This is a genomic window from Paeniglutamicibacter sulfureus (assembly GCF_039535115.1).
In the GTDB taxonomy this organism is placed as follows: Bacteria; Actinomycetota; Actinomycetes; order Actinomycetales; family Micrococcaceae; genus Paeniglutamicibacter; species Paeniglutamicibacter sulfureus.
The window spans coordinates 35,707-54,639 of sequence record NZ_BAAAWO010000001.1; the positions used below are offsets into that span (position 1 = coordinate 35,707).

At 66.0% G+C, this 18,933-nt stretch carries 15 protein-coding genes and 1 tRNA gene; 11 read left to right on the forward strand and 5 right to left on the reverse strand.

Going from position 1 to position 18,933, the window contains the following annotated elements; translation table 11 throughout:
- Positions 1–50: 50 nt before the first annotated feature.
- Both der and ABD687_RS00160 read left to right on the forward strand, forming a co-directional pair.
- Entirely contained in the window at positions 51–1,589 is a 1,539-nt protein-coding gene (gene der / locus ABD687_RS00155) for a ribosome biogenesis GTPase Der (protein ID WP_264270765.1), read from the forward strand.
- Positions 1,590–1,673: 84 nt separating this feature from the next.
- Positions 1,674–1,747 (forward strand) — tRNA-Pro (locus ABD687_RS00160).
- A 591-nt stretch (positions 1,748–2,338) separates the two neighbouring features.
- Here the strand turns inward: ABD687_RS00160 and ABD687_RS00165 are convergent.
- Positions 2,339–3,007 carry a hypothetical protein gene (locus ABD687_RS00165; RefSeq protein ID WP_264270764.1) on the reverse strand — a complete coding sequence of 223 codons (669 nt, stop codon included), beginning with the start codon at positions 3,005–3,007 and terminating at the stop codon, positions 2,339–2,341.
- Between the two features lie 168 nt (positions 3,008–3,175).
- Here ABD687_RS00165 and ABD687_RS00170 point away from each other — a divergent pair, with 168 nt between their 5' ends.
- The 4 genes from ABD687_RS00170 to ABD687_RS00185 all read left to right on the forward strand — a co-directional run bounded on the left by ABD687_RS00170 (position 3,176) and on the right by ABD687_RS00185 (position 5,707).
- The gene (locus tag ABD687_RS00170) at positions 3,176–3,640 is read left to right on the forward strand and encodes an FHA domain-containing protein (protein ID WP_264270763.1); all 465 of its coding nucleotides are present in this window, start codon (positions 3,176–3,178) and stop codon (positions 3,638–3,640) included.
- A 7-nt stretch (positions 3,641–3,647) separates the two neighbouring features.
- On the forward strand, positions 3,648–4,403 hold the full coding sequence (ftsR, locus tag ABD687_RS00175) for a transcriptional regulator FtsR (protein ID WP_372342936.1): 756 nt from the start codon (positions 3,648–3,650) through the stop codon (positions 4,401–4,403).
- 52 nt (positions 4,404–4,455) lie between these two features.
- Positions 4,456–4,938 (forward strand): bifunctional nuclease family protein, encoded by a 483-nt coding sequence (locus ABD687_RS00180; RefSeq protein WP_264270761.1) that lies wholly within the window; start codon positions 4,456–4,458, stop codon positions 4,936–4,938.
- A 196-nt stretch (positions 4,939–5,134) separates the two neighbouring features.
- Entirely contained in the window at positions 5,135–5,707 is a 573-nt protein-coding gene (locus ABD687_RS00185) for a MerR family transcriptional regulator (protein WP_310293347.1), read from the forward strand.
- A gap of 238 nt (positions 5,708–5,945) precedes the next feature.
- Here the strand turns inward: ABD687_RS00185 and ABD687_RS00190 are convergent, their stop codons facing one another.
- A complete protein-coding gene (locus ABD687_RS00190; protein ID WP_372342935.1) occupies positions 5,946–6,764 on the reverse strand; it encodes a ParA family protein in 819 nt (272 codons plus the stop codon).
- 277 nt (positions 6,765–7,041) lie between these two features.
- Between ABD687_RS00190 and ABD687_RS00195 the strand changes: the two genes are divergently transcribed.
- The 3 genes from ABD687_RS00195 (at position 7,042) to ABD687_RS00205 (ending at position 13,068) form a co-directional block, all read left to right on the forward strand.
- Positions 7,042–10,491, forward strand: coding sequence for a pyruvate carboxylase (locus ABD687_RS00195; RefSeq protein WP_310288291.1), 3,450 nt, complete (start codon positions 7,042–7,044; stop codon positions 10,489–10,491).
- Positions 10,492–10,698: 207 nt separating this feature from the next.
- A complete protein-coding gene (locus tag ABD687_RS00200; RefSeq protein ID WP_310288288.1) occupies positions 10,699–11,643 on the forward strand; it encodes a hypothetical protein in 945 nt (314 codons plus the stop codon).
- 9 nt (positions 11,644–11,652) lie between these two features.
- Complete coding sequence (locus tag ABD687_RS00205) at positions 11,653–13,068, forward strand: mycothione reductase (protein ID WP_310288286.1); 1,416 nt, start codon at positions 11,653–11,655, stop codon at positions 13,066–13,068.
- An 82-nt stretch (positions 13,069–13,150) separates the two neighbouring features.
- Here ABD687_RS00205 and ABD687_RS00210 read toward each other — a convergent pair whose 3' ends face one another.
- The 3 genes from ABD687_RS00210 to ABD687_RS00220 all read right to left on the reverse strand — a co-directional run bounded on the left by ABD687_RS00210 (position 13,151) and on the right by ABD687_RS00220 (position 16,353).
- Positions 13,151–14,965 (reverse strand): AMP-dependent synthetase/ligase, encoded by a 1,815-nt coding sequence (locus ABD687_RS00210; protein ID WP_302262487.1) that lies wholly within the window; start codon positions 14,963–14,965, stop codon positions 13,151–13,153.
- Between the two features lie 150 nt (positions 14,966–15,115).
- A complete protein-coding gene (locus tag ABD687_RS00215) occupies positions 15,116–15,589 on the reverse strand; it encodes a hypothetical protein (RefSeq protein ID WP_310288283.1) in 474 nt (157 codons plus the stop codon).
- Positions 15,586–16,353 carry an alpha/beta hydrolase gene (locus ABD687_RS00220; protein WP_264270753.1) on the reverse strand — a complete coding sequence of 256 codons (768 nt, stop codon included), beginning with the start codon at positions 16,351–16,353 and terminating at the stop codon, positions 15,586–15,588. Before ABD687_RS00220 ends, ABD687_RS00215 begins: the two co-directional genes overlap by 4 nt.
- Before the next feature lie 220 nt (positions 16,354–16,573).
- Here ABD687_RS00220 and ABD687_RS00225 point away from each other — a divergent pair, with 220 nt between their 5' ends.
- Positions 16,574–17,281 (forward strand): lysophospholipid acyltransferase family protein, encoded by a 708-nt coding sequence (locus tag ABD687_RS00225; protein ID WP_264270752.1) that lies wholly within the window; start codon positions 16,574–16,576, stop codon positions 17,279–17,281.
- Positions 17,282–17,405: 124 nt separating this feature from the next.
- On the forward strand, positions 17,406–18,776 hold the full coding sequence (locus tag ABD687_RS00230) for a class II 3-deoxy-7-phosphoheptulonate synthase (protein ID WP_264270751.1): 1,371 nt from the start codon (positions 17,406–17,408) through the stop codon (positions 18,774–18,776).
- The last annotated feature ends 157 nt before the right edge of the window (positions 18,777–18,933 follow it).

Consider the following 18,933-nt stretch of genomic DNA (forward strand, 5'->3'; position numbering starts at 1 on the left):
ATACCGGCTTCCGCGTTTGGTGGAGGCACGCAACGCAAAGGAACCACACCATGAGTGAGAGCCTGCTTCCGGACGAGGGCGCCGAGTACGTCCCGTTCAACAACGAGGACCACATCGCCGACCGCCTGGCCGAAATCAGCGACGAGGATGCCGACGCACGCGCCACCGCGCTGCTGGCCGGCCTCGATGACTACGACCTGGACCCGGAAGACGCCGAGCTGCTCGCGCACCTGGGCGATGACTTCGACGACGACGCCGACGAGGTCATCCCGCCGGTCCTGGCCATCATCGGGCGCCCCAACGTGGGCAAGTCCACGCTGGTCAACCGCATCCTGGGCCGCCGCGAGGCAGTCGTGGAGGATGTCCCGGGCGTGACCCGCGACCGCGTGTCCTACCAGGCCGAATGGGCGGGCCGCAACTTCACCGTGGTTGACACCGGCGGCTGGGAGCACGACGCCAAGGGCATCCACGCCCGAGTGGCAGAGCAGGCCGAGGTTGCCGCTGACATCGCCGACGTCATCCTCTTCGTCGTTGACTCCCGCGTTGGCGCAACCGCCACCGACGAGGCAGTGGTGAAGATGCTGCGCCGGAAGAAGAAGCCGGTGCTGCTGGTCGCCAACAAGGTCGATGACGCCAATCAGGAAGCCGACGCCTCCTTCCTCTGGGGCCTTGGCTTCGGCCAGCCTTGGCCGGTCTCGGCCCTGCACGGCCGCGGCGCAGCGGACCTGCTGGATGCCGTTGTGGCCAAGCTCCCCGAGTACTCTGCCTTCGGTGGGATCATCCCGCGCGGCGGCCCGCGCCGCATTGCGCTGGTCGGCCGCCCGAACGTGGGCAAGTCCTCGCTGCTGAACAAGATGGCCGGCTCCGAGCGCGTGGTCGTTGACACCCTCGCCGGCACCACCCGCGACCCCGTCGACGAGCTCGTAGAACTGGGCGACGAGGTCTGGCGCTTCGTTGACACCGCTGGAATCCGCCGCCGCCAGCACATGGCACAGGGCTCTGACTACTACGCCTCGCTGCGCACCCAGGCCGCCTTGGAAAAGGCCGAGGTTGCCGTCGTGCTGCTGGCAGTCGACGAGGTCCTTTCGGAGCAGGATGTCCGCATCCTGCAGATGACCATCGACTCGGGCCGTGCCCTGGTGCTCGCGTTCAACAAGTGGGACCTGATGGACGATGACCGCCGCCGTTACCTGGAGCGCGAGATCGAGACCGATCTGGCGCACGTGGAGTGGGCCCCGCGCGTGAACATCTCGGCCAAGACCGGCTGGCACAAGGACAAGCTCGTTCCCGCCCTGCACACGGCCCTGGAATCCTGGGACAAGCGCATCTCCACCGGCAAGCTCAACACCTTCCTGGGCGAGCTTGTGGCGGCGCACCCGCACCCCCTGCGCGGAGGCAAGCAGCCGCGTATTCTCTTCGGCACCCAGGCCTCTTCGCGTCCGCCGCGATTTGTGCTGTTCACCACAGGTTTCCTGGATCCCGGGTACCGCCGATTCATTACCCGCAGGCTTCGCGAGACCTTTGGCTTCGAGGGAACCCCCATTGAAGTGTCGATGCGAGTGCGCGAAAAGCGCCAGCGTTCGAAGTAGCCCAAAAAATAGGGTAGGGTAATCACGGAGCTTTTCGCAGACGGCACCTTCACGAGAGTGAGGGAGAACGGCTGCGAAAGCAACCGGGCTATGGCGCAGCTTGGTAGCGCGCCTGACTGGGGGTCAGGAGGCCGTGGGTTCGAATCCCGCTAGCCCGACCGGTTAAAACCCCGGCAGATCAACGAAGTAGCGTTGAACTGCCGGGGTTTTTCCATGTCCCGGTGACTCTCACCGTTCCCGCCGTCATGACTAGATTTCGATAATTGCCGGAGGTTTGGAGTCGGAAAGGTAAGTCGTTCAGGCGCTTGTGAAGCTGACAGCCAAAAGCCGAGGACACGCCGTCTTGCGAACCGGCTTTGGCCAGCTTATTGGCGGACGGGGGCGCAGGGCCCCAGCTAGACCCGGCTGAACGCACGAATGAGCCCCGCCGGAGACCGGCGGGGCTCATTTTCGATGTGGACCTTGGGGGAATCCGCATCGCGGACATGGGTACGTCCGGCGGCCATTGGAGATCCGCCAATAGCGTTCACTGAAAGCTATTCACCAAGACTAAGGTGAAGGCGTTGGCAATGTCTAGGGTCGCGACGAATTAGCCGGATCTTTTTCTCGGGTGGGTGCGGTTGTGGTTCATCTGTGAACTGCCCAGCCAGAAGTTGGCCAAACGCGAACGGCGCCCCGCCAAGACTCCCGCCGGATGGGCGGAGATGCTTGGAGAGGCGCCGCTAAATGCGTTCAGGCGGCACAGGGTGTCAGTTGGCGGATTTGGGATGCTCGGCGTTCTCCGTTGGCGACCAGGCCACGGGCCGGGAACCGTCCCTTCCCGATTCGGCGGTCGGGGCGGACGACTCGGCGTCCCGCAGTGCGGCCTGGGTCTTCATGTCTGATTTCATGGCCTTCAACTTCTTGCCACGCGAATGCCACAGGTGCCAGAACGCGGCAATGCCCACGAAGAGCACCAGGGCGGCTGCCGCACCGCCAATGGACCAGGACGGGAAATACGTGGCGCTGATGTCGATCATCGACCTGGCCTTGGCGGCAGCACTGGATGAGTTCGCATAGATGCTCAGGGTCAGCAAGTTCGGGATCGCCAGCAGGATAGCGACTATGACAATCACTGACTTCCACGGCCATGACACCTTTTTGTACCGGGCCTGCCAGATAATGAGCAGGGGAACGAAGGTGAAGACGAAGCCATACACGAGTCCAAGGATGATTCCGCTGCTCAGTGACCCCTGGGTTTGATTGCCGATATTCGTGGCCCACCAAACGGGCAGGAACAGGCGGACGATAAGGTAGACGATCGCCAGCAGCGCCACCGCTGCTATGCCCAGCCCAATCCGCAGGCCCCACCGGGGCTTGGGCTCGGCCTGCCGGGTGGCCACCGTGGGTGACTGGTCTTTTTTCTCGAAATCAGGCATGCCTGCATCCTCCCACGCCGACCGCGCAACTGTGGAGATTAACTGTCTCGTTATTCACGAAAACTGACCGGTGGCTAGTAGGCTAATCTGGTGATAGGACGATTGCCCCATTTTGGGGCCGGGCAACGTCCACAGGGAATTATGATAAAGATTTTTGGAGGACCGGAAATGGCTGAAGCTCAGGTGCCTAACCAGCAGCACGAGTCGTCTACCGAAACAACGGGAATTGCCTTGCCGCCGGTAACGCGTGAACCAGTTGTCTTCTACGGTCTGAGTGTTGAAGAACGCGCCGCCGTCTCCGCGCTGCCGGAAGGCTCCGCATTGTTGATCGCGCACTCCGGACCGAACCAGGGAGCACGCTTCCTGCTGGACCAGGATATGACCCAGGCAGGACGCCATCCGGACGCCGGTGTGTTCCTTGATGACGTCACTGTCTCGCGCAAGCATGCAAAATTCATTCGTGATGCTTCAGGGTTCAGCGTGGTCGACAGCGGTTCGTTGAACGGAACCTACGTCAACAACGACCGGGTGGATTCGGTGCGCCTTGCCAACGGCTCGGAGGTGCAGATCGGAAAATTCCGGCTGACCTTCTATAACGCACTGCCCAACAACCCGGCCAACGTCCGCGACTAAGCAGGACATGGTAGTGAACCAGGCAGCCCGAAACCCGCGACTGGCAGTTGTTGCCGGCGATACCCAGCGCGCCGTTGCGCTCAATATCGGCGAGGTCCTTTCGGAGCTTCATGATGAGTTTCCTCAGGTCACAGCGTCGAAAATCCGTTTTCTCGAGGAAAAGGGACTGCTGACCCCGCAACGCACCTCGGCGGGTTACCGCAAGTACCTGCCCGACGACGTGGGCCGACTGCGCTTCATCCTGGGCCTGCAACGCGACCAGTACCTGCCACTGAAGGTCATCAAGGACTACCTGGACGCGGTAGACCGAGGCGAACGGCCGGACCAGTTGCCCGGCGGGCACACACTGGCACCGCGAAGCATCAGCGAACAGATGACCCAGGACCTGGCTGCCCGCACCCGCCCGGTGACCAAGGCCGAATTGCAGGGGCTGTGTGGCGCCAGCCCGGAGCTGGTCAATGACCTCCTGGCCTTCGGCATGATCGCGTCGGAAAACGAGCGTTTCGATGAACATGCGCAGAAGATTGCCGCCGCTTCAGCTGCGCTTGCGGCGCACGGCATCGAGCCCCGCCACTTGCGGGCCTTCCGCGCAGCGGCCGATCGCGAAGTGGGTTTGGTGGAACGTGTCGTGGCTCCGCACATGAGCCGCGGAGATGTGGCGTCGCGTGCCAGGGCGGCGGAGACAGCCCGCGAAATAAGCGATGCCTGCATGGCATTGCATGGTGCCCTGGTCAACGGTGCCATCGCCAAGTTGGACCACTAGGCCGGACAAACGGTCACTGCAAGTTGCAGCGACCCGGGTAAAGGAGCGAACCATGCAGGAACTTGAAGTTGTGGGAGTTCGCATAGAGCTTCCCTCCAACCAGCCCCTTGTTCTGCTCAAGGAAGCCAATACCCAACGCCACCTGCCCATTTGGATTGGTGCCCCCGAGGCATCAGCCATCGCCATGTTCCAGCAAGGCATCATCCCGCCGCGTCCGCTGACCCACGACTTGATGATTTCGACCCTGCAGGCGCTGCACGCGCCGTTGGTGAGAGTGGAGATCGTATCGGTCCTCAACGCCGTATTCACCGCGGAGCTGGTCTTTGCCGACGACGTGCGCGTCGACGCCAGGTCCTCCGACGCCATTGCCCTGGCGCTCCGGGCGGAATGCCCGATACTGTGCGACGACCAGGTGCTAGACGAGGCCTCCGTCATGGTTTCGGAGGACGCCGAAGTCGCCGAGGGGGAGGAGGACCAGGTGCGTGAGTTCCGTGAATTCCTCAACGAGGTCGAGCCGGAAGATTTCGATAAATAGACGACCGTTCGCGACACGCCTCAAGTTAAGCTTGAAGGTCTTTGACGCAGCCCCAATGTAGTCGTACCGTCGAAGCATAAGTTCCCAAGGTTTGCCGCCCTCGGATTTCGGTTTCACTCGCAACGGAGTCGTTCCACACCCGGCAGCCCTCTTTCCCGCACGGGGATGCTTGAGCAAGGAGATTCCAATGAATCCCATGGACGACCAACACGCGGCCTCACCGGCGCACGCCGCGTCCCTTCGCAACACCCAGGGACTCCTCTTCACCGAGGACCTGCCGGTCCTCGACGAGGACGCCGGTTACCGGGGCCCCGTCGTCTGCAAGGCGGCAGGCATCACCTACCGCCAGCTCGACTACTGGGCCCGTACGGGTCTGGTGGAACCGGCCGTGCGCGGTGCCAAGGGCTCGGGATCCCAGCGCCTCTACGGCTTTCGCGACATCCTGGTGCTCAAGGTCGTCAAGCGGCTGCTGGACACCGGTGTATCCCTGCAACAGATCCGGACTGCCGTCGGTCACCTTCGCGAGCGCGGGGTGGAAGACCTTGCCCAGATCACCTTGATGAGTGACGGCGCCTCGGTATATGAGTGCACGTCCGCAGACGAAGTGATTGACTTGGTCCAGGGGGGACAAGGCGTCTTCGGCATTGCCGTCGGGCGAGTGTGGCGCGAGGTCGAGGGATCCCTGTCGCAGCTGCCCAGTGAGCATGCCACGGACTTCCCGGAGGACGAACTGGCTCTGCGTCGCGCCGCGAAGCGCTCCGCCAGCTAGGCCCGCACCAAGACACGAATTCTTGCGGACGGGATCGGATGCCGCCGCTGCGCCCAGGCGCAGGCAGGCAGCGTCCGACCCCGTCCATTTTTATGCCCGCCTTCGGCTTGGGAGAGCTCTGGCATGGTCCAATCCGCCCATCAAAAAACCGCCCTTCACCGACCGGACATTGGCCAGGCGATGAGCGGAGCGGTTTTGAGGATGGGGACAGTGGTTCGAGGATTCGGTGAAGCGAAGACTAGCTGCGTTCCGGCTTCACAGCGGTATCGGTGATGTTGCGCAGCAACTCGTCAAAGAGCACCGCCGTTTTCTGCGCGGGCCTGCCCGGCCACTGGTGCACCGAGTAGGCGGCTCCCTGGATCTGCTGCCAGTCCGCGAACTCGGGAAGCTCGGGGCTCAGCACGGAGGTGCCAAACATGGAACGCATTTCGGTCAGGCGGAAGCGGTGCTCGTCGGAATCCTTGCGCACCCGGTTGGCGACCACGTCGATGCGGCCGAGGTCCGGCGCGTACTCCTTGCGGAACATTTCCAAGGCACGCTGCGTGCGCTCGGTACCGGCCACGGAGAACAGCGACGGTTCGGCAACCAGCAAGATACGGTCACTGGCGCTCCATGCCATCCGCGTTAGGCCATTGAGCGATGGCGGGCAGTCGATGAGCACGAGCGCGTAACCGGAGGTCTTGGAAAGCAGCTGGGTCAGCCGGCGCAAATCGCGGGCTCGCAGGTCGGGCCGGTCGTAGATGCCGGTGTAGGCGTCGCCGACTGCCACATCCAGCACCGGGACCCGAGTCAGCGAACGCTTGGAGACGGCCTTGGACTGCCAGGAGCTGGAAACGATGTTTTCGGACAGATTCGCCTTGCGCGCGGCCTTCAGCATTCGGCCGATGGTCATCTTGCCGTCGGCGCGCACTCCCAGACCGGTGCTGGCGTCGGCGTGCGGGTCCAAGTCGATCACGAGTGTGGGGATACCAGCGGCTAGGGCGGCCGAAGCGAGCCCCAATGTAACGGAGGTCTTCCCTACGCCACCTTTAAGGCTGCTAATGCTCACTACCTGCACGGAACGGACCACGCCCTTTTCTACTGTTAGTTGCTCACGTCTTAACGATTGGTTCCCTCAACATCATAATCGGCTTCTGGTTCCTTTGCCGCCACGGGTTCAAACGACCACCTGACACCACTGTTTCGTGCCTGCCGCAATCTTTTGCGATACGTGCGCCCCGTCACGGTAGTGTGTGACGTTGGGCGCCGAAACACACGTTCTGCCCCGCAAACACGAACTCAGACCCTGATATTCGTGCGTGTCATTCATCCCTATGTCATTTCGCAGGAGCGCCATGTTTAAGAAGATCTTGGTAGCCAATCGCGGCGAGATCGCAATTCGCGCCTTCCGCGCCGGCTACGAGCTGGGTGCGAAGACTGTCGCCGTTTACCCCTACGAGGATCGCAACTCGATCCACCGCCAGAAATCCGATGAGGCCTACCGGATTGGCGAAGAGGGCCACCCGGTCCGTGCCTACCTGGACGTTGAAGAGGTGATCCGCGTCGCCAAGGAAGCCGGCGCGGATGCCATTTACCCGGGCTACGGATTCCTTTCCGAGAATCCCGACCTGTCGCGGGCTGCCGCCGAAGCAGGCATCAAGTTCATCGGCCCGGCCGCCGAGGTCCTCGAACTGGCAGGCAACAAGGTTGCAGCGCTGCGCGCGGCACGCGCTGCGGGTATTCCGGTACTTGAGTCCTCGGAACCCAGTGACGACCTTGAGTACCTGACCGCCGAGGCCGACAAGATCGGGTTCCCGATCTTCGTCAAGGCAGTGGCAGGTGGCGGCGGCCGCGGCATGCGCCGCGTCGACACCCGTGACCAGCTGGCCGAATCGCTCTCGGCTGCTATGCGCGAGGCAGGGAGCGCCTTCGGCGACCCGACGGTGTTCCTGGAGCAGGCCGTGCTGCGCCCGCGCCACATCGAGGTCCAGATCCTGGCTGATGAGCACGGCAACATCGTGCACCTCTTTGAGCGTGACTGCTCGCTGCAGCGCCGCCACCAGAAGGTCATCGAAATTGCCCCGGCACCGAACCTGGACGAGAACATCCGCCAGGCGCTGTACGCCGATGCGGTGAAGTTCGCCAAGGCACTGAACTACCAGAACGCCGGAACCGTTGAGTTCCTGGTCGACACCGTGGGCGAGCGCGCCGGGCAGCACGTGTTCATCGAGATGAACCCGCGCATCCAGGTCGAGCACACCGTCACCGAGGAAATCACCGACGTCGACCTGGTGCAGGCGCAGATGCGCATTGCCGCCGGCGAGACCCTCGAGGACCTGGGCATCCGCCAGGAGGACCTGCAAATCCGCGGCGTCGCCCTGCAATCGCGCATCACCACCGAGGACCCGGCCAACGGCTTCCGCCCGGATGTGGGAACCATCACGGTTTACCGCTCTGCCGGCGGCTCGGGCGTGCGCCTGGACGGCGGCACCATCTACACCGGCGCCGAGGTCTCCCCGCACTTCGACTCGATGCTGGTCAAGCTCACCTGCCGCGGCCGCGACTTCGCCACCGCGGTGGCCAGGGCCCGCCGTGCGCTGGCCGAGTTCCGCGTCCGCGGCGTGACCACCAACATCCCGTTCCTGATGAACGTGCTCGACGACCCGGCCTTCCTGGCCGGGGAAGCCGCCACGGACTTCATCGACAAGCACCCGGAACTCTTGGCCGGGAAGAAGTCCCAGGACCGCGGCACCAAGGCACTGGCGTTCCTGGCCGATGTCACCGTCAACCAGCCCAACGGCGCCCGCGTCGAGGGCATCGACCCGCGCAAGAAGCTTCCGGCATTCCCGGGGGACAAGTCCACCGAGCCGGAGCGCAGCCCGTTCGACGGTCCCTCGGACCAGGCACCGCCCGCAGGCTGGCGCCAGCGCCTGCTGGAACTTGGCCCGGAGGGCTTCGCCAAGGCGTTGCGCGACTCGACGGCGGTGGCCGTCACGGACACCACCTTCCGCGACGCCCACCAGTCGTTGCTGGCCACCCGCGTGCGCACCCGTGACCTGCTGGCCGCGGCACCCGCCTACGCGCACGTGATGCCACAGCTCTTCTCCATGGAGGTCTGGGGGGGCGCGACCTACGATGTGTCGCTGCGCTTCCTGGGCGAGGACCCGTGGGAGCGCCTGGCGCTGCTGCGCGCCGAGCTGCCGAACATCCCGCTGCAGATGCTGCTGCGCGGACGCAACACCGTGGGCTACACCCCGTACCCGACCGAGGTCACCGACGCCTTCGTGAAGGAAGCGGCGGCCACCGGCATCGATATCTTCCGCATCTTCGATGCGCTGAACGACGTCTCGCAGATGGCCCCGGCCATCAAGGCGGTCCGGGAGACCGGCACCGCGGTGGCCGAGGTGGCCCTGTGCTACACCGGCAACCTGCTGGATCCGGCCGAAGACCTGTACACGCTGGATTACTACCTGAACCTGGCTCAGCAGATCGTGGACGCCGGGGCGCACATCCTGGCGATCAAGGACATGGCCGGCCTGTTGCGCCCTGCCGCGGCGGCGAAGCTTGTCACCGCCCTGCGCGAGCGCTTCGACCTGCCGGTGCACCTGCACACCCACGACACCGCCGGAGGCCAGTCGGCCACGTTGCTGGCGGCCATCAACGCCGGGGTCGACGCGGTGGACGTCGCCGCTGCATCGATGTCGGGGACCACCTCCCAGCCATCGGCCTCCGCGCTGATCGCGGCGCTGGAGAACACCGAGCGCGACACCGGCATCTCCCTGGAGGCCGCAGCGTCGCTGGAACCCTACTGGGAATCGGTGCGCTCCATGTACTCCCCGTTCGAATCCGGGCTTGCCGCCCCGACCGGCCGCGTTTACCGCCACGAGATCCCCGGGGGCCAGCTCTCCAACCTGCGCCAGCAGGCCATCGCGCTGGGCCTGGGCGAGCGCTTCGAAGCCATCGAGGACATGTACACCGCGGCCAACGCCATCCTGGGCCGCCTGGTCAAGGTGACCCCGTCCTCCAAGGTGGTCGGCGACCTCGCCCTGCAGCTGGTGGGCATGGGCGTGGACCCGGCCGAGTTCGAGAAGGACCCGAAGTCCTTCGACATCCCGGACTCGGTCATCCAGTTCCTCTCCGGGGAACTGGGCGATCCTCCGGGAGGCTGGCCGGAGCCGTTCCGTTCCAAGGCCCTGGAGGGCCGCGTCGTGCGCCCGCACGTCGAGGAGCTTTCGGCCGAGGACTCGGACGCGCTGAACGCAGATTCGGCCACCCGCCGCGCCACGCTGAACCGCCTGCTCTTTGCCGGCCCGACCCGCGACTTTGCCGCGAGCGTGGAGAACTACGGGGACCTGTCGGTCCTGCACACCCGCGACTACCTCTACGGCCTGGTCAAGGGCCGCGAGCACGTGGTGTCCCTGGGCAAGGGCGTGCGCCTGTTGGTCATCCTGCAGTCGATTTCCGAGCCCGACGAGAAGGGCCTGCGCACCGTGACGGTGACGCTCAACGGCCAGTCCCGCCAGCTGATGGTGCGCGACGAATCGGTGGAATCCACGGTGGTTGCCGCGGAGAAGGCCGATTCGGCGAACCCCGGGCATGTTGCGGCTCCGTTCGCCGGCGCCGTCACCGCCCAGGTGGCCGTGGGCGACCGCATCGAGGTCGGCGGCACCGTCGCCACCATCGAGGCCATGAAGATGGAGGCCGGGATCACCTCCACGGTCGCCGGCACCGTGGCCCGCCTTGCGATCGCCGGCACCGCCCAGGTGCAGGGCGGGGACCTGCTGGTGGTCATCGACCCGGCATAGCCACACGGTGCCGGCCATCCCTTGGGGGCCGGCACCGCAAACAAGCATGCAACGCGCGCGAGGATGGACCCGCCCGCCCCGATTCCGAGGGCCTGGGACGGGTCCATCCTCACTTGCGTGTTAGGGTGCCAATTGCCAGTGGATGCACCAGCGGCAACGAACAGGCGGCGAACCAAACCCGGAACGCCGTTGGAAGGAGTGGGATCCATGGCCATCAAACGTGCAGGCTTTATTTCACGGATATTCGCGCGGCTGTCACGGTCGGCGCGAACGGAATCCGGATCCGCCGGCGACGTTGCGCCGGCCGAACCCGCCCCTGTCGACACCCCCGGACCGACACCCCCGGATACCACCGGGAGCCAGTCGCCGTCACCTGCCGGTGAACCCACAGCCACTCACGCAGAAGCCCGGCCCGCGGCCAAAACGGGGGATGGATCCGCACAGGAAGCCCCGGCGACCGAGGCACCGGCGACCGAAGCACCGGCAGTCGAAGCCCCGGCGCTCCCGACAGCGCAGTCCGACGAACCTGCCGATGCTGACATGACCCTCCCCGCATCCGGGGATCTTCCGGAGAACGACGCCGACACCCACGCAGACACGGTGCCGGAGCAAGGAACGCCGGAGCCATCCGCTTCCGCAGCATCCGAGGCCCCCGAACCCACAGCAGCCCCGGCACCGATTTCCCGCGACCACAAGGTCATTACGGTGCTCTCGCTGGTCGAGCATGCCGGCGCCGCGACGCTGGCCGCAGCCCTCGAGCGCCGGACCGACGGCAAGGAATGGCGGTTCCGGACTGCAGGCCCCGGCCTGGCCCGCGCCGCTTTTGCCGGAATGCTGGGTGACACAGATGCGCTGGTGCTCGTCTGCCCGCCGGACCCGGGCATGACCGCGGAGCTGGGGGAGAAGCTGCGCTGGCTTGAGGCCAACGGCAGGCCGGACCTGCCGGCGCGCACGCTCTTCGCGATCAACATCGGAGCGGCGGAGAGTGGGGAGCTGCAGCTCCCGGCGGACCTTGACCGGCCGGTGATCCTGTTGCCCTTTGACCCGGCGCTGTCCCACCCCGCGACGGTGTCAAGGGCTCCGCGCCGGGCAGCACGTCAGGCAATCGACCAACTTGTCCACGAAATTTCCACCATCGTTCAGGAGCACTAGGCACCCACCATGACACATTACGACCTGGCAATCATCGGATCCGGATCCGGCAACTCGTTGATCACCGAGCACTGGGACGGCAAGAAGGTGGCGATCATCGATGCCGGCACCTTCGGCGGCACCTGCCTGAACGTCGGCTGCATCCCCACCAAGATGTTCGTCTACCCGGCACAGCTGGCGGCTTCCGTCGCCGAGGCCAAGCGCCTGGGCGTGTCAATGACGTTCGAGGGGGCCGACTGGGCCGGCCTGCGGGACCGGATCTTCGGACGCATCGACTCCATTTCCGAATCCGGCAAGAATTACCGGGCCCACGAGCTGGAGAACGTCACGCTCTACTCCGAGCACGTTTCCTTCATCTCGCGCAACGAGTTGAACACGGCCGGCGGTCAGAGCATCACTGCGGACAACATCGTCATCGCCACCGGATCGCGCGCGGTCCTGCCCGAGGTCCCCGGCATCGACCTGCCCGGCGTGCACACCTCAGACACCGTCATGCGCCTGGACGAGCTGCCTCGGCGCATGGTGATCCTGGGCGGCGGCTACATTGCCAGCGAATTCGCAGCGGTCTTCTCCGCGTTGGGCAGCGAGGTCATCCAGGTGAATCGCTCCGGCGCCCTGATGCGCCAACAGGACGCCGACATTTCAGCTGCCTTCACCCAGGCCGCCACCAAGCGCTGGGGTGTGGAGCTCAATGCGGCGGTGCAGGGCATCGAGAAGCACGGGGACGGGCTGCTGGTCCGCCTCGAGCGTGACGGGAAGCCGCTGGAGATGGCAGCCGACGTGGTGCTGGTGGCCACCGGCCGGACGCCGAACACCGACCGGCTCGGCGTGGCCGACCTCGGGTTCGACCTGCGGGATGACGGCTCACTGGTCGTTGACGAATACCAGCGCGTGCTGGCCTCCGGAGAGCCCGTGCAGGGCATCTTCGGACTGGGCGACGCGGCGAATATCGAGCAGCTCAAGCACGTGGCAAACCGCGAGGCGCGCGTGGTGGCCCACAACCTGGAGAACCCCGACGCCATGCGCCCCATGGACCGCCGGGCAGTGCCAGCGGCGGTGTTCAGCAACCCGCAGATCGCCTCCGTCGGTGCCACCGAGGCCCAGGCCCGGGCCGAGCACGGGGACGAGGCCGTGCTCTCGGTCATCCAGCCCTACGGCTCCACCGCCTACGGCTGGGCCATGGAGGACGAAGAGGGCATCGTAAAGCTGCTGGCCTGCAAGGACACCGGACTCCTGCTGGGAGCTCACATCATGGGCCATGAGGCCTCGCTGCTGATCCAGCCGCTCATCCAGGCGATGGTCAGTGGCATGTCGGTCAACACCATGGCACGCGAGCCGTTCTGGATCCACCCGGCGCTGAGCGAGGTCGTGGAAAACGCCCTGCTGGGCCTCGGCGTGCCGGTCGGCGATTCCGACCCGTTGTAGGAGCAACCGGGCAAGGGCAATAGACGCGCGGGGCGGGCACCGATTCGGTGCCCGCCCCGCGCGTCTTGATGCTGATCCGGCGTTAGGCGCGCGGCTTGGAGCCCGCGTAGATGTCCTCGAGCACCGCCTCGTAGTCCTTGAGCACCTGGGCGCGCTTGATCTTCAGCGACGGGGTCAGGTGCCCCGAGTCCTCGGTGAAGTCGGTGGGCACGATGCGGAACTCCTTGATGGCCTCGGCGCGCGAGACCGCGCCGTTGGCCTTCTCCACCAGCGCGGCAATCGCGTCGCGGACCTGCGGCAGCTCTGCGGCCTGGGCCACCGTCGTCTCGGCCGGAAGGTGGTGGCGCTGCAGCCAGCCCGGAAGCGCATCCGCGTCCAGGGTGATGAGCGCGGCGATGAACGGGCGGGCATCGCCGACCACGACGCACTGGGAGACCAGGGCGTCGGCACGGATCTGGTCCTCCAGCAGTGCCGGGATCACGTTCTTGCCGCTGGCGGTGACGATGATTTCCTTCTTGCGTCCGGTGATGCGCAGGAAGCCGTCGGCGTCCAGCTCGCCGATGTCCCCGGTACGGAACCAGCCATCGGAGAAGGTCTCCGCCTCGAGGTCCGGGCGGTTGTAGTAGCCGCGCATCACGCAGAAGCCCTTGGCCAGGATCTCGCCGTCCTGGGCGATCCGCACGGCGTTGCCGGGCAGCGGGCGCCCCACGGTGCCGATCTTCAAGTTCTTGGGGGTGTTCACCGTGATCGGGGCGGTGGTCTCGGTCAGGCCGTAACCCTCAAGCACCGTGAGTCCGATGCCGTGGAAGAAGTGCCCCAGCCGTTCGCCCAGCGGGGCGCCGCCGGAGACCGCGTGCACGACCTTCCCGCCCATCGCGGCGCGGATCTTGCCGTACAGCAGCACGTCGAAGAGCTTGTGCTTGAGCTTGAGGCCCAGCGGGACCTTGCCCTCCTGCTCGGCGCGGGAGAAGGCGATGGCGGTGTCGGCGCCGGCGTGGAAGATCTTGCCCTTGCCGGCGTCCTCGGCCTTGAGCATCGAGGAGTTGTAGACCTTCTCGAACACGCGCGGCACCGCGAGGATGAAGTTGGGCTGGAAGGACTGCAGGTCCGGCAGCAGGTTCTTCACGTCGGCGGTGTGGGCCACCTTGACCCCGCCGGCTACGGCGAGCACCGAGATGTAGCGGGCGAAGACGTGGGCCAGCGGCAGGAACATGATGGTTGCGGCGCCCGGGTAGACGACCTCGGGAAGCTCGGCGGCGGCGTTGTCGCTGAGCTCGACGAAGTTCGAGTGGGTCAGCTCGCAGCCCTTGGGCCGCCCGGTGGTGCCGGAGGTGTAGATGATGGTGGCCAGCGAGTCCAGCCCGGCGGCCGAGCGACGCTCCTCCAAGACCGCGTCGTCAACGTCCTTGCCGGCCTCGCGCAGGGCATCGAGCCCGTTGCCGTCCATCTGCCACACATGTTCCAGCTTCTCCAGGCCTTCCTGGTGGGCGGCCTGGCGCACGACGGTCTCATGGCGCGGGGCCTCCACGACGGCGGCAACGGCGTGGGAATCGCCCAGGATCCAGGCGACCTGGCTGGGGGAGGAGGTCTCGTAGACCGGAACCGTGACGCAGCCGGCGAACCAGATGGCGAAGTCGACGAGCGTCCACTCGTAGCGGGTGCGGGCCATCAGGCCAATGCGTGCCCCCGGTGCGATGCCGGAGGCGATGAACCCCTTGGCCAGGGCGGAGGCCTCCGCCGCGAACTCCGAGGCCGGCATGTCGATCCAGGTCCCGTTCGGGCCCGGCTTGGACAGCAGTGCCGGGTCGGCGGCGGACCGGGCATGGCGCAGGAGCAGGTCGGTGATGTTGGTCTGCGGCGGGTTCTCCACCAGCGGAGGGACGGCTAATTCCTGCATTTGGAGCTCCTTCGGTTCCGGGGCGGTGTTGGGCGTGCCCGCCAACCCCTCTTCCCCCATGTCACCCATCATAGTGGTTCGGGTCACACATTGTTTACTGACAGGTAACTTACGGGCATTTGCCGCGGTTCGCAACAAATTTCGGCGCGGCTACACGCGGGCACCGTCGTCGCCCTCCTGCCGGTGGCGCGGCAAGCGGGCGAAGAGGAACACCGCGGCGGCCACCGCCACCACGACCAGCCCGATCCACAGCGGCATGGGTGCCCGTCGCCAGAAGATGGCCAACAGCAGCAGTGTGATCGGGGCACCCGCGGCGCAGGACCAGGCCAGGGTCAACAGCGGGTTTCCCGACCCCAGGGCCGGTGGATCCTCCGGGACAAAGGAGCCTTCGTCCTCGTCGGGCAGGTCGTGGTCGCGCGGACCGGACAGCGCCGGGTGCATGCTGAAGAGCCCCGGGTCCACACCGCGCGGGGCGACGGAGCCCGGCACCGGGGGCGCGGGGGAGTCGCCGGAAGCGGGTTCCGTGGGATCGCCGGGCGTCGCCTCCAGCCGGCGGACCAGGTCTTCCCACACCGAATCGTCGGAATCGCCGGATTCGGCCGGCTCGTGCATGGGGTTGGTCATGGCTTGCTGTCTTCAACTTCCTGGAAGAACGCGATGGAACGGGCGAAGATCGACTCCGCCTCATAGTCAAGCGTGGCCACGTGGCGGCTGCGAGTCAACCGGTTCACCTCAAGGTGGACACCGGCATCGAGCCGGGCGCACAACACGTCCAGGCTGGATTCGGGCACCACGTTGTCGGTGTTTGAGCGGAACACGAGGACCGGGGCCTTGACCTGCGGCAACCGACTGATGGTCTCCCTGAAGAGCTTGCGCAGCTCATGCACCCCCGCGACCGGGGTGCGGGCGTAGGCGTGCTCGTCTCCACCTGGCTTGGCGATGTCGTTGGCGATCCCCGCGACGGTCGGGGACAGATGGCGCAGCACCCCGGTGAAGGGCGCCAACGGGGAGGCCAGGGTCAGCCCGGGGTTCACCAGCGCGAGTCCTGCCACCGCATGGGTCGATGCCAGGTGCAGGGCCAGGGCGCCGCCCATGGAAAGCCCGGCGACGTAAACGCGCCGGTGCGTGGCGGCCAGCGTCGCAAATTCCTGTCGCACGGCATCGATGATCGCGGTGTGCTTCACGGCGGCCAGGTCCTGCCAACGCGTGCCGTGACCGGGCAGCAGCGGCAGGCTGACGGTGTATCCGGCATCCGCGAAGGCCCCGGCCCAGGGCAGCAGTCCCGCCGGGCCGGCCGTGAATCCGTGGAGCACCAGGACGGCCGCGCCGTTTGTCCCGGTGTGGTGGAACGGAGCGTTGGGGCCGGGGGCCGCTGGCGTCTCTGGCATGGGGAGCGTGCTCCTGCGAGGATCGGAGGGGTCTGGGACACCTGATTCGGACGTCACCGCGTCGTGCCAAGTGTGACCCATGGCGTAGTTTTGCCTACAGTTAGAGCCTAACCGAGAACCACGTGATCAACACCAGGTCTCCGGGCATGTCCCGGGGCTCCGCGCGCACGGTTTCTCGGTGGAGTCCCGCACCACTCTCGGCCCGGAAGGCGTTCCAAGCATGTTCTACCAATTTATGAAGCGGTTCATCGTGGGGCCGCTCGTAAACGTGTTCTTCCGCCCGTGGGTCAAGGGGCTGGAAAACATTCCTGCCTCCGGCGGCGCGATCCTGGCCAGCAACCACCTCTCGGTCTCCGACTCGATCTTCCTGCCCGTGGCCGTGAGCCGCCCGGTGATCTTCCTGGCGAAGATGGACTACTTCACCGGCAAGGGCCCCAAGGGACGGGTGACCGCCTGGTTCTTCCGGATGATCAACCAGCTGCCGATGGACCGCTCCGGCGGGGCGGCAAGCGCAAACTCCCTGGGAGCCGGGGCCCAGGCGCTTGTCGACGGAAGCCTGCTGGGCATCTACCCCGAGGGCACCCGCAGCCCCGACGGGCGCCTGTACCGCGGCAAGCTCGGGGTCGCCAAGCTCGCCCTGGAGGCAGGGGTCCCTGTCATCCCGATCGCCATGATCGGCACCGACAAGGTCCAGCCCATCGGCAAGCGCGTCCCGAACATCCGGCGCGTCGGCATGATCATCGGCGAACCGCTGGATTTCTCCCGCTATGCAGGAATGAGCGAGGACCGCTTTGTCCAGCGCTCGGTGGTCGACGAGATCATGTACGCGATCATGCGACTCTCCGGACAGGAATACGCCGACACCTATGCCGCCACCGTCAAGGCGCAGCTGGATGCCGAACGTCGCGAGGCCGGCAAGAAGAAATAGCTTCCTCCCCCCGCAGGGCCCGGCACTGTGAACCCGTCGACTCCGAGGGTTACGCACTGAATGTCCCGCGGACCCGAAAGCGGTTTACCCTTAGAGGGTGACTCAGCTATCTTCGACTTCCTCAATGTCCGGACGATCCCCGGCCGGTCCCGCTGCCGACCCCGCACTGGACATCTGGCGCACCTTGCCCATCGCCCAGCAGCCGACCTGGAGCGAGCACCCGCACTATGCCAAGTCCGTGTCCGAACTCGGCTCACGTCCGCCGCTGGTTTTCGCCGGCGAAGTCGACGTGCTGCGCGAGCGCCTGGCCGAGGCCGCACAGGGACGGGCCTTCCTGCTCCAGGGCGGCGACTGCGCCGAGACCTTCGACGGTGCCACCGCCGACAAGATCTCCGCACGGGTGAAGACCATCCTGCAGATGGCAGTCGTGCTGACCTACGGCGCATCGATGCCGGTCATCAAGATGGGGCGCATGGCCGGGCAGTTCGCCAAGCCGCGTTCCTCCAACGACGAGACCCGCGACGGGGTGACCCTGCCGGCATTCCGCGGCGACATCGTCAACGGCTACGAATTCACTCCCGAGTCCCGTGCCCACGACCCTCGGCGCATGGTGGAGGCCTACAACACCTCCTCGGCCACGCTGAACCTGATCCGCGCTTTCACCCAGGGCGGCTTTGCCGACCTGCGCTCCGTGCACTCCTGGAACGCGGGCTTCATGGCCAACCCGGCGCACACCGCCTACGAGCAGCTTGCCGGCGAGATCGACCGCGCGGTGCGCTTCATGGATGCGTGCGGCGCCGACTTCGAGGCACTGAAGCGCACCGAGTTCTTCGCTTCCCACGAGGCCCTGCTGCTTGACTACGAGCGTGCGCTGACCCGCACCGACTCGCGCACCGAGCTGCCCTACGACACCTCCGGCCACTTCCTGTGGATCGGTGAGCGCACCCGCCAGCTCGACGGCGCGCACGTCGACTTCCTCTCCCGCGTGCGCAACCCGATCGGCGTCAAGCTCGGCCCGACCACCTCGCCCGAAGACGCCCTGGCGCTCATCGACAAGCTGGACCCGAACCGCGAACCGGGCCGCCTGACCTTCATCACCCGCATGGGTGCAAAGAACATCCGCGAGAAGCTGCCGAACCTGGTCGAGAAGGTCACCGCCTCCGGAGCCCAGGTCCTTTGGGTCACCGACCCGATGCACGGCAACACCGTCACCAGTGAAAACGGCTACAAGACCCGCAAGTTCGACGACGTCATGGACGAGGTCCGCGGCTTCTTCGAGGTCCACGACTCGCTGGGCACCTACCCCGGCGGCCTGCACGTGGAAATGACCGGCGACGATGTGGCCGAGTGCCTCGGCGGCGCCGATCCGATCCGCCAGGAACAGTTCGACGATCTTTACGAGTCGGTCTGCGACCCGCGCCTGAACCACAAGCAGTCCCTGGAAATGGCCTTCCTGGTCTCCGGGGCACTGGCCAAGCGCGGGGTCCGCGGCTAGCCGCAACACGCACCGACCGCAAGACAATGGCCGGGTTCCTTCACCCTGATACACAGGGAAAGGAACCCGGCCATTGCTGTTTTCCGCGGGTGATGGATCGCTCTGAACTCCGGCAGTGCCGGACGCTGCGCGATCAGCGTCAGCGGGAGCCCGGGGC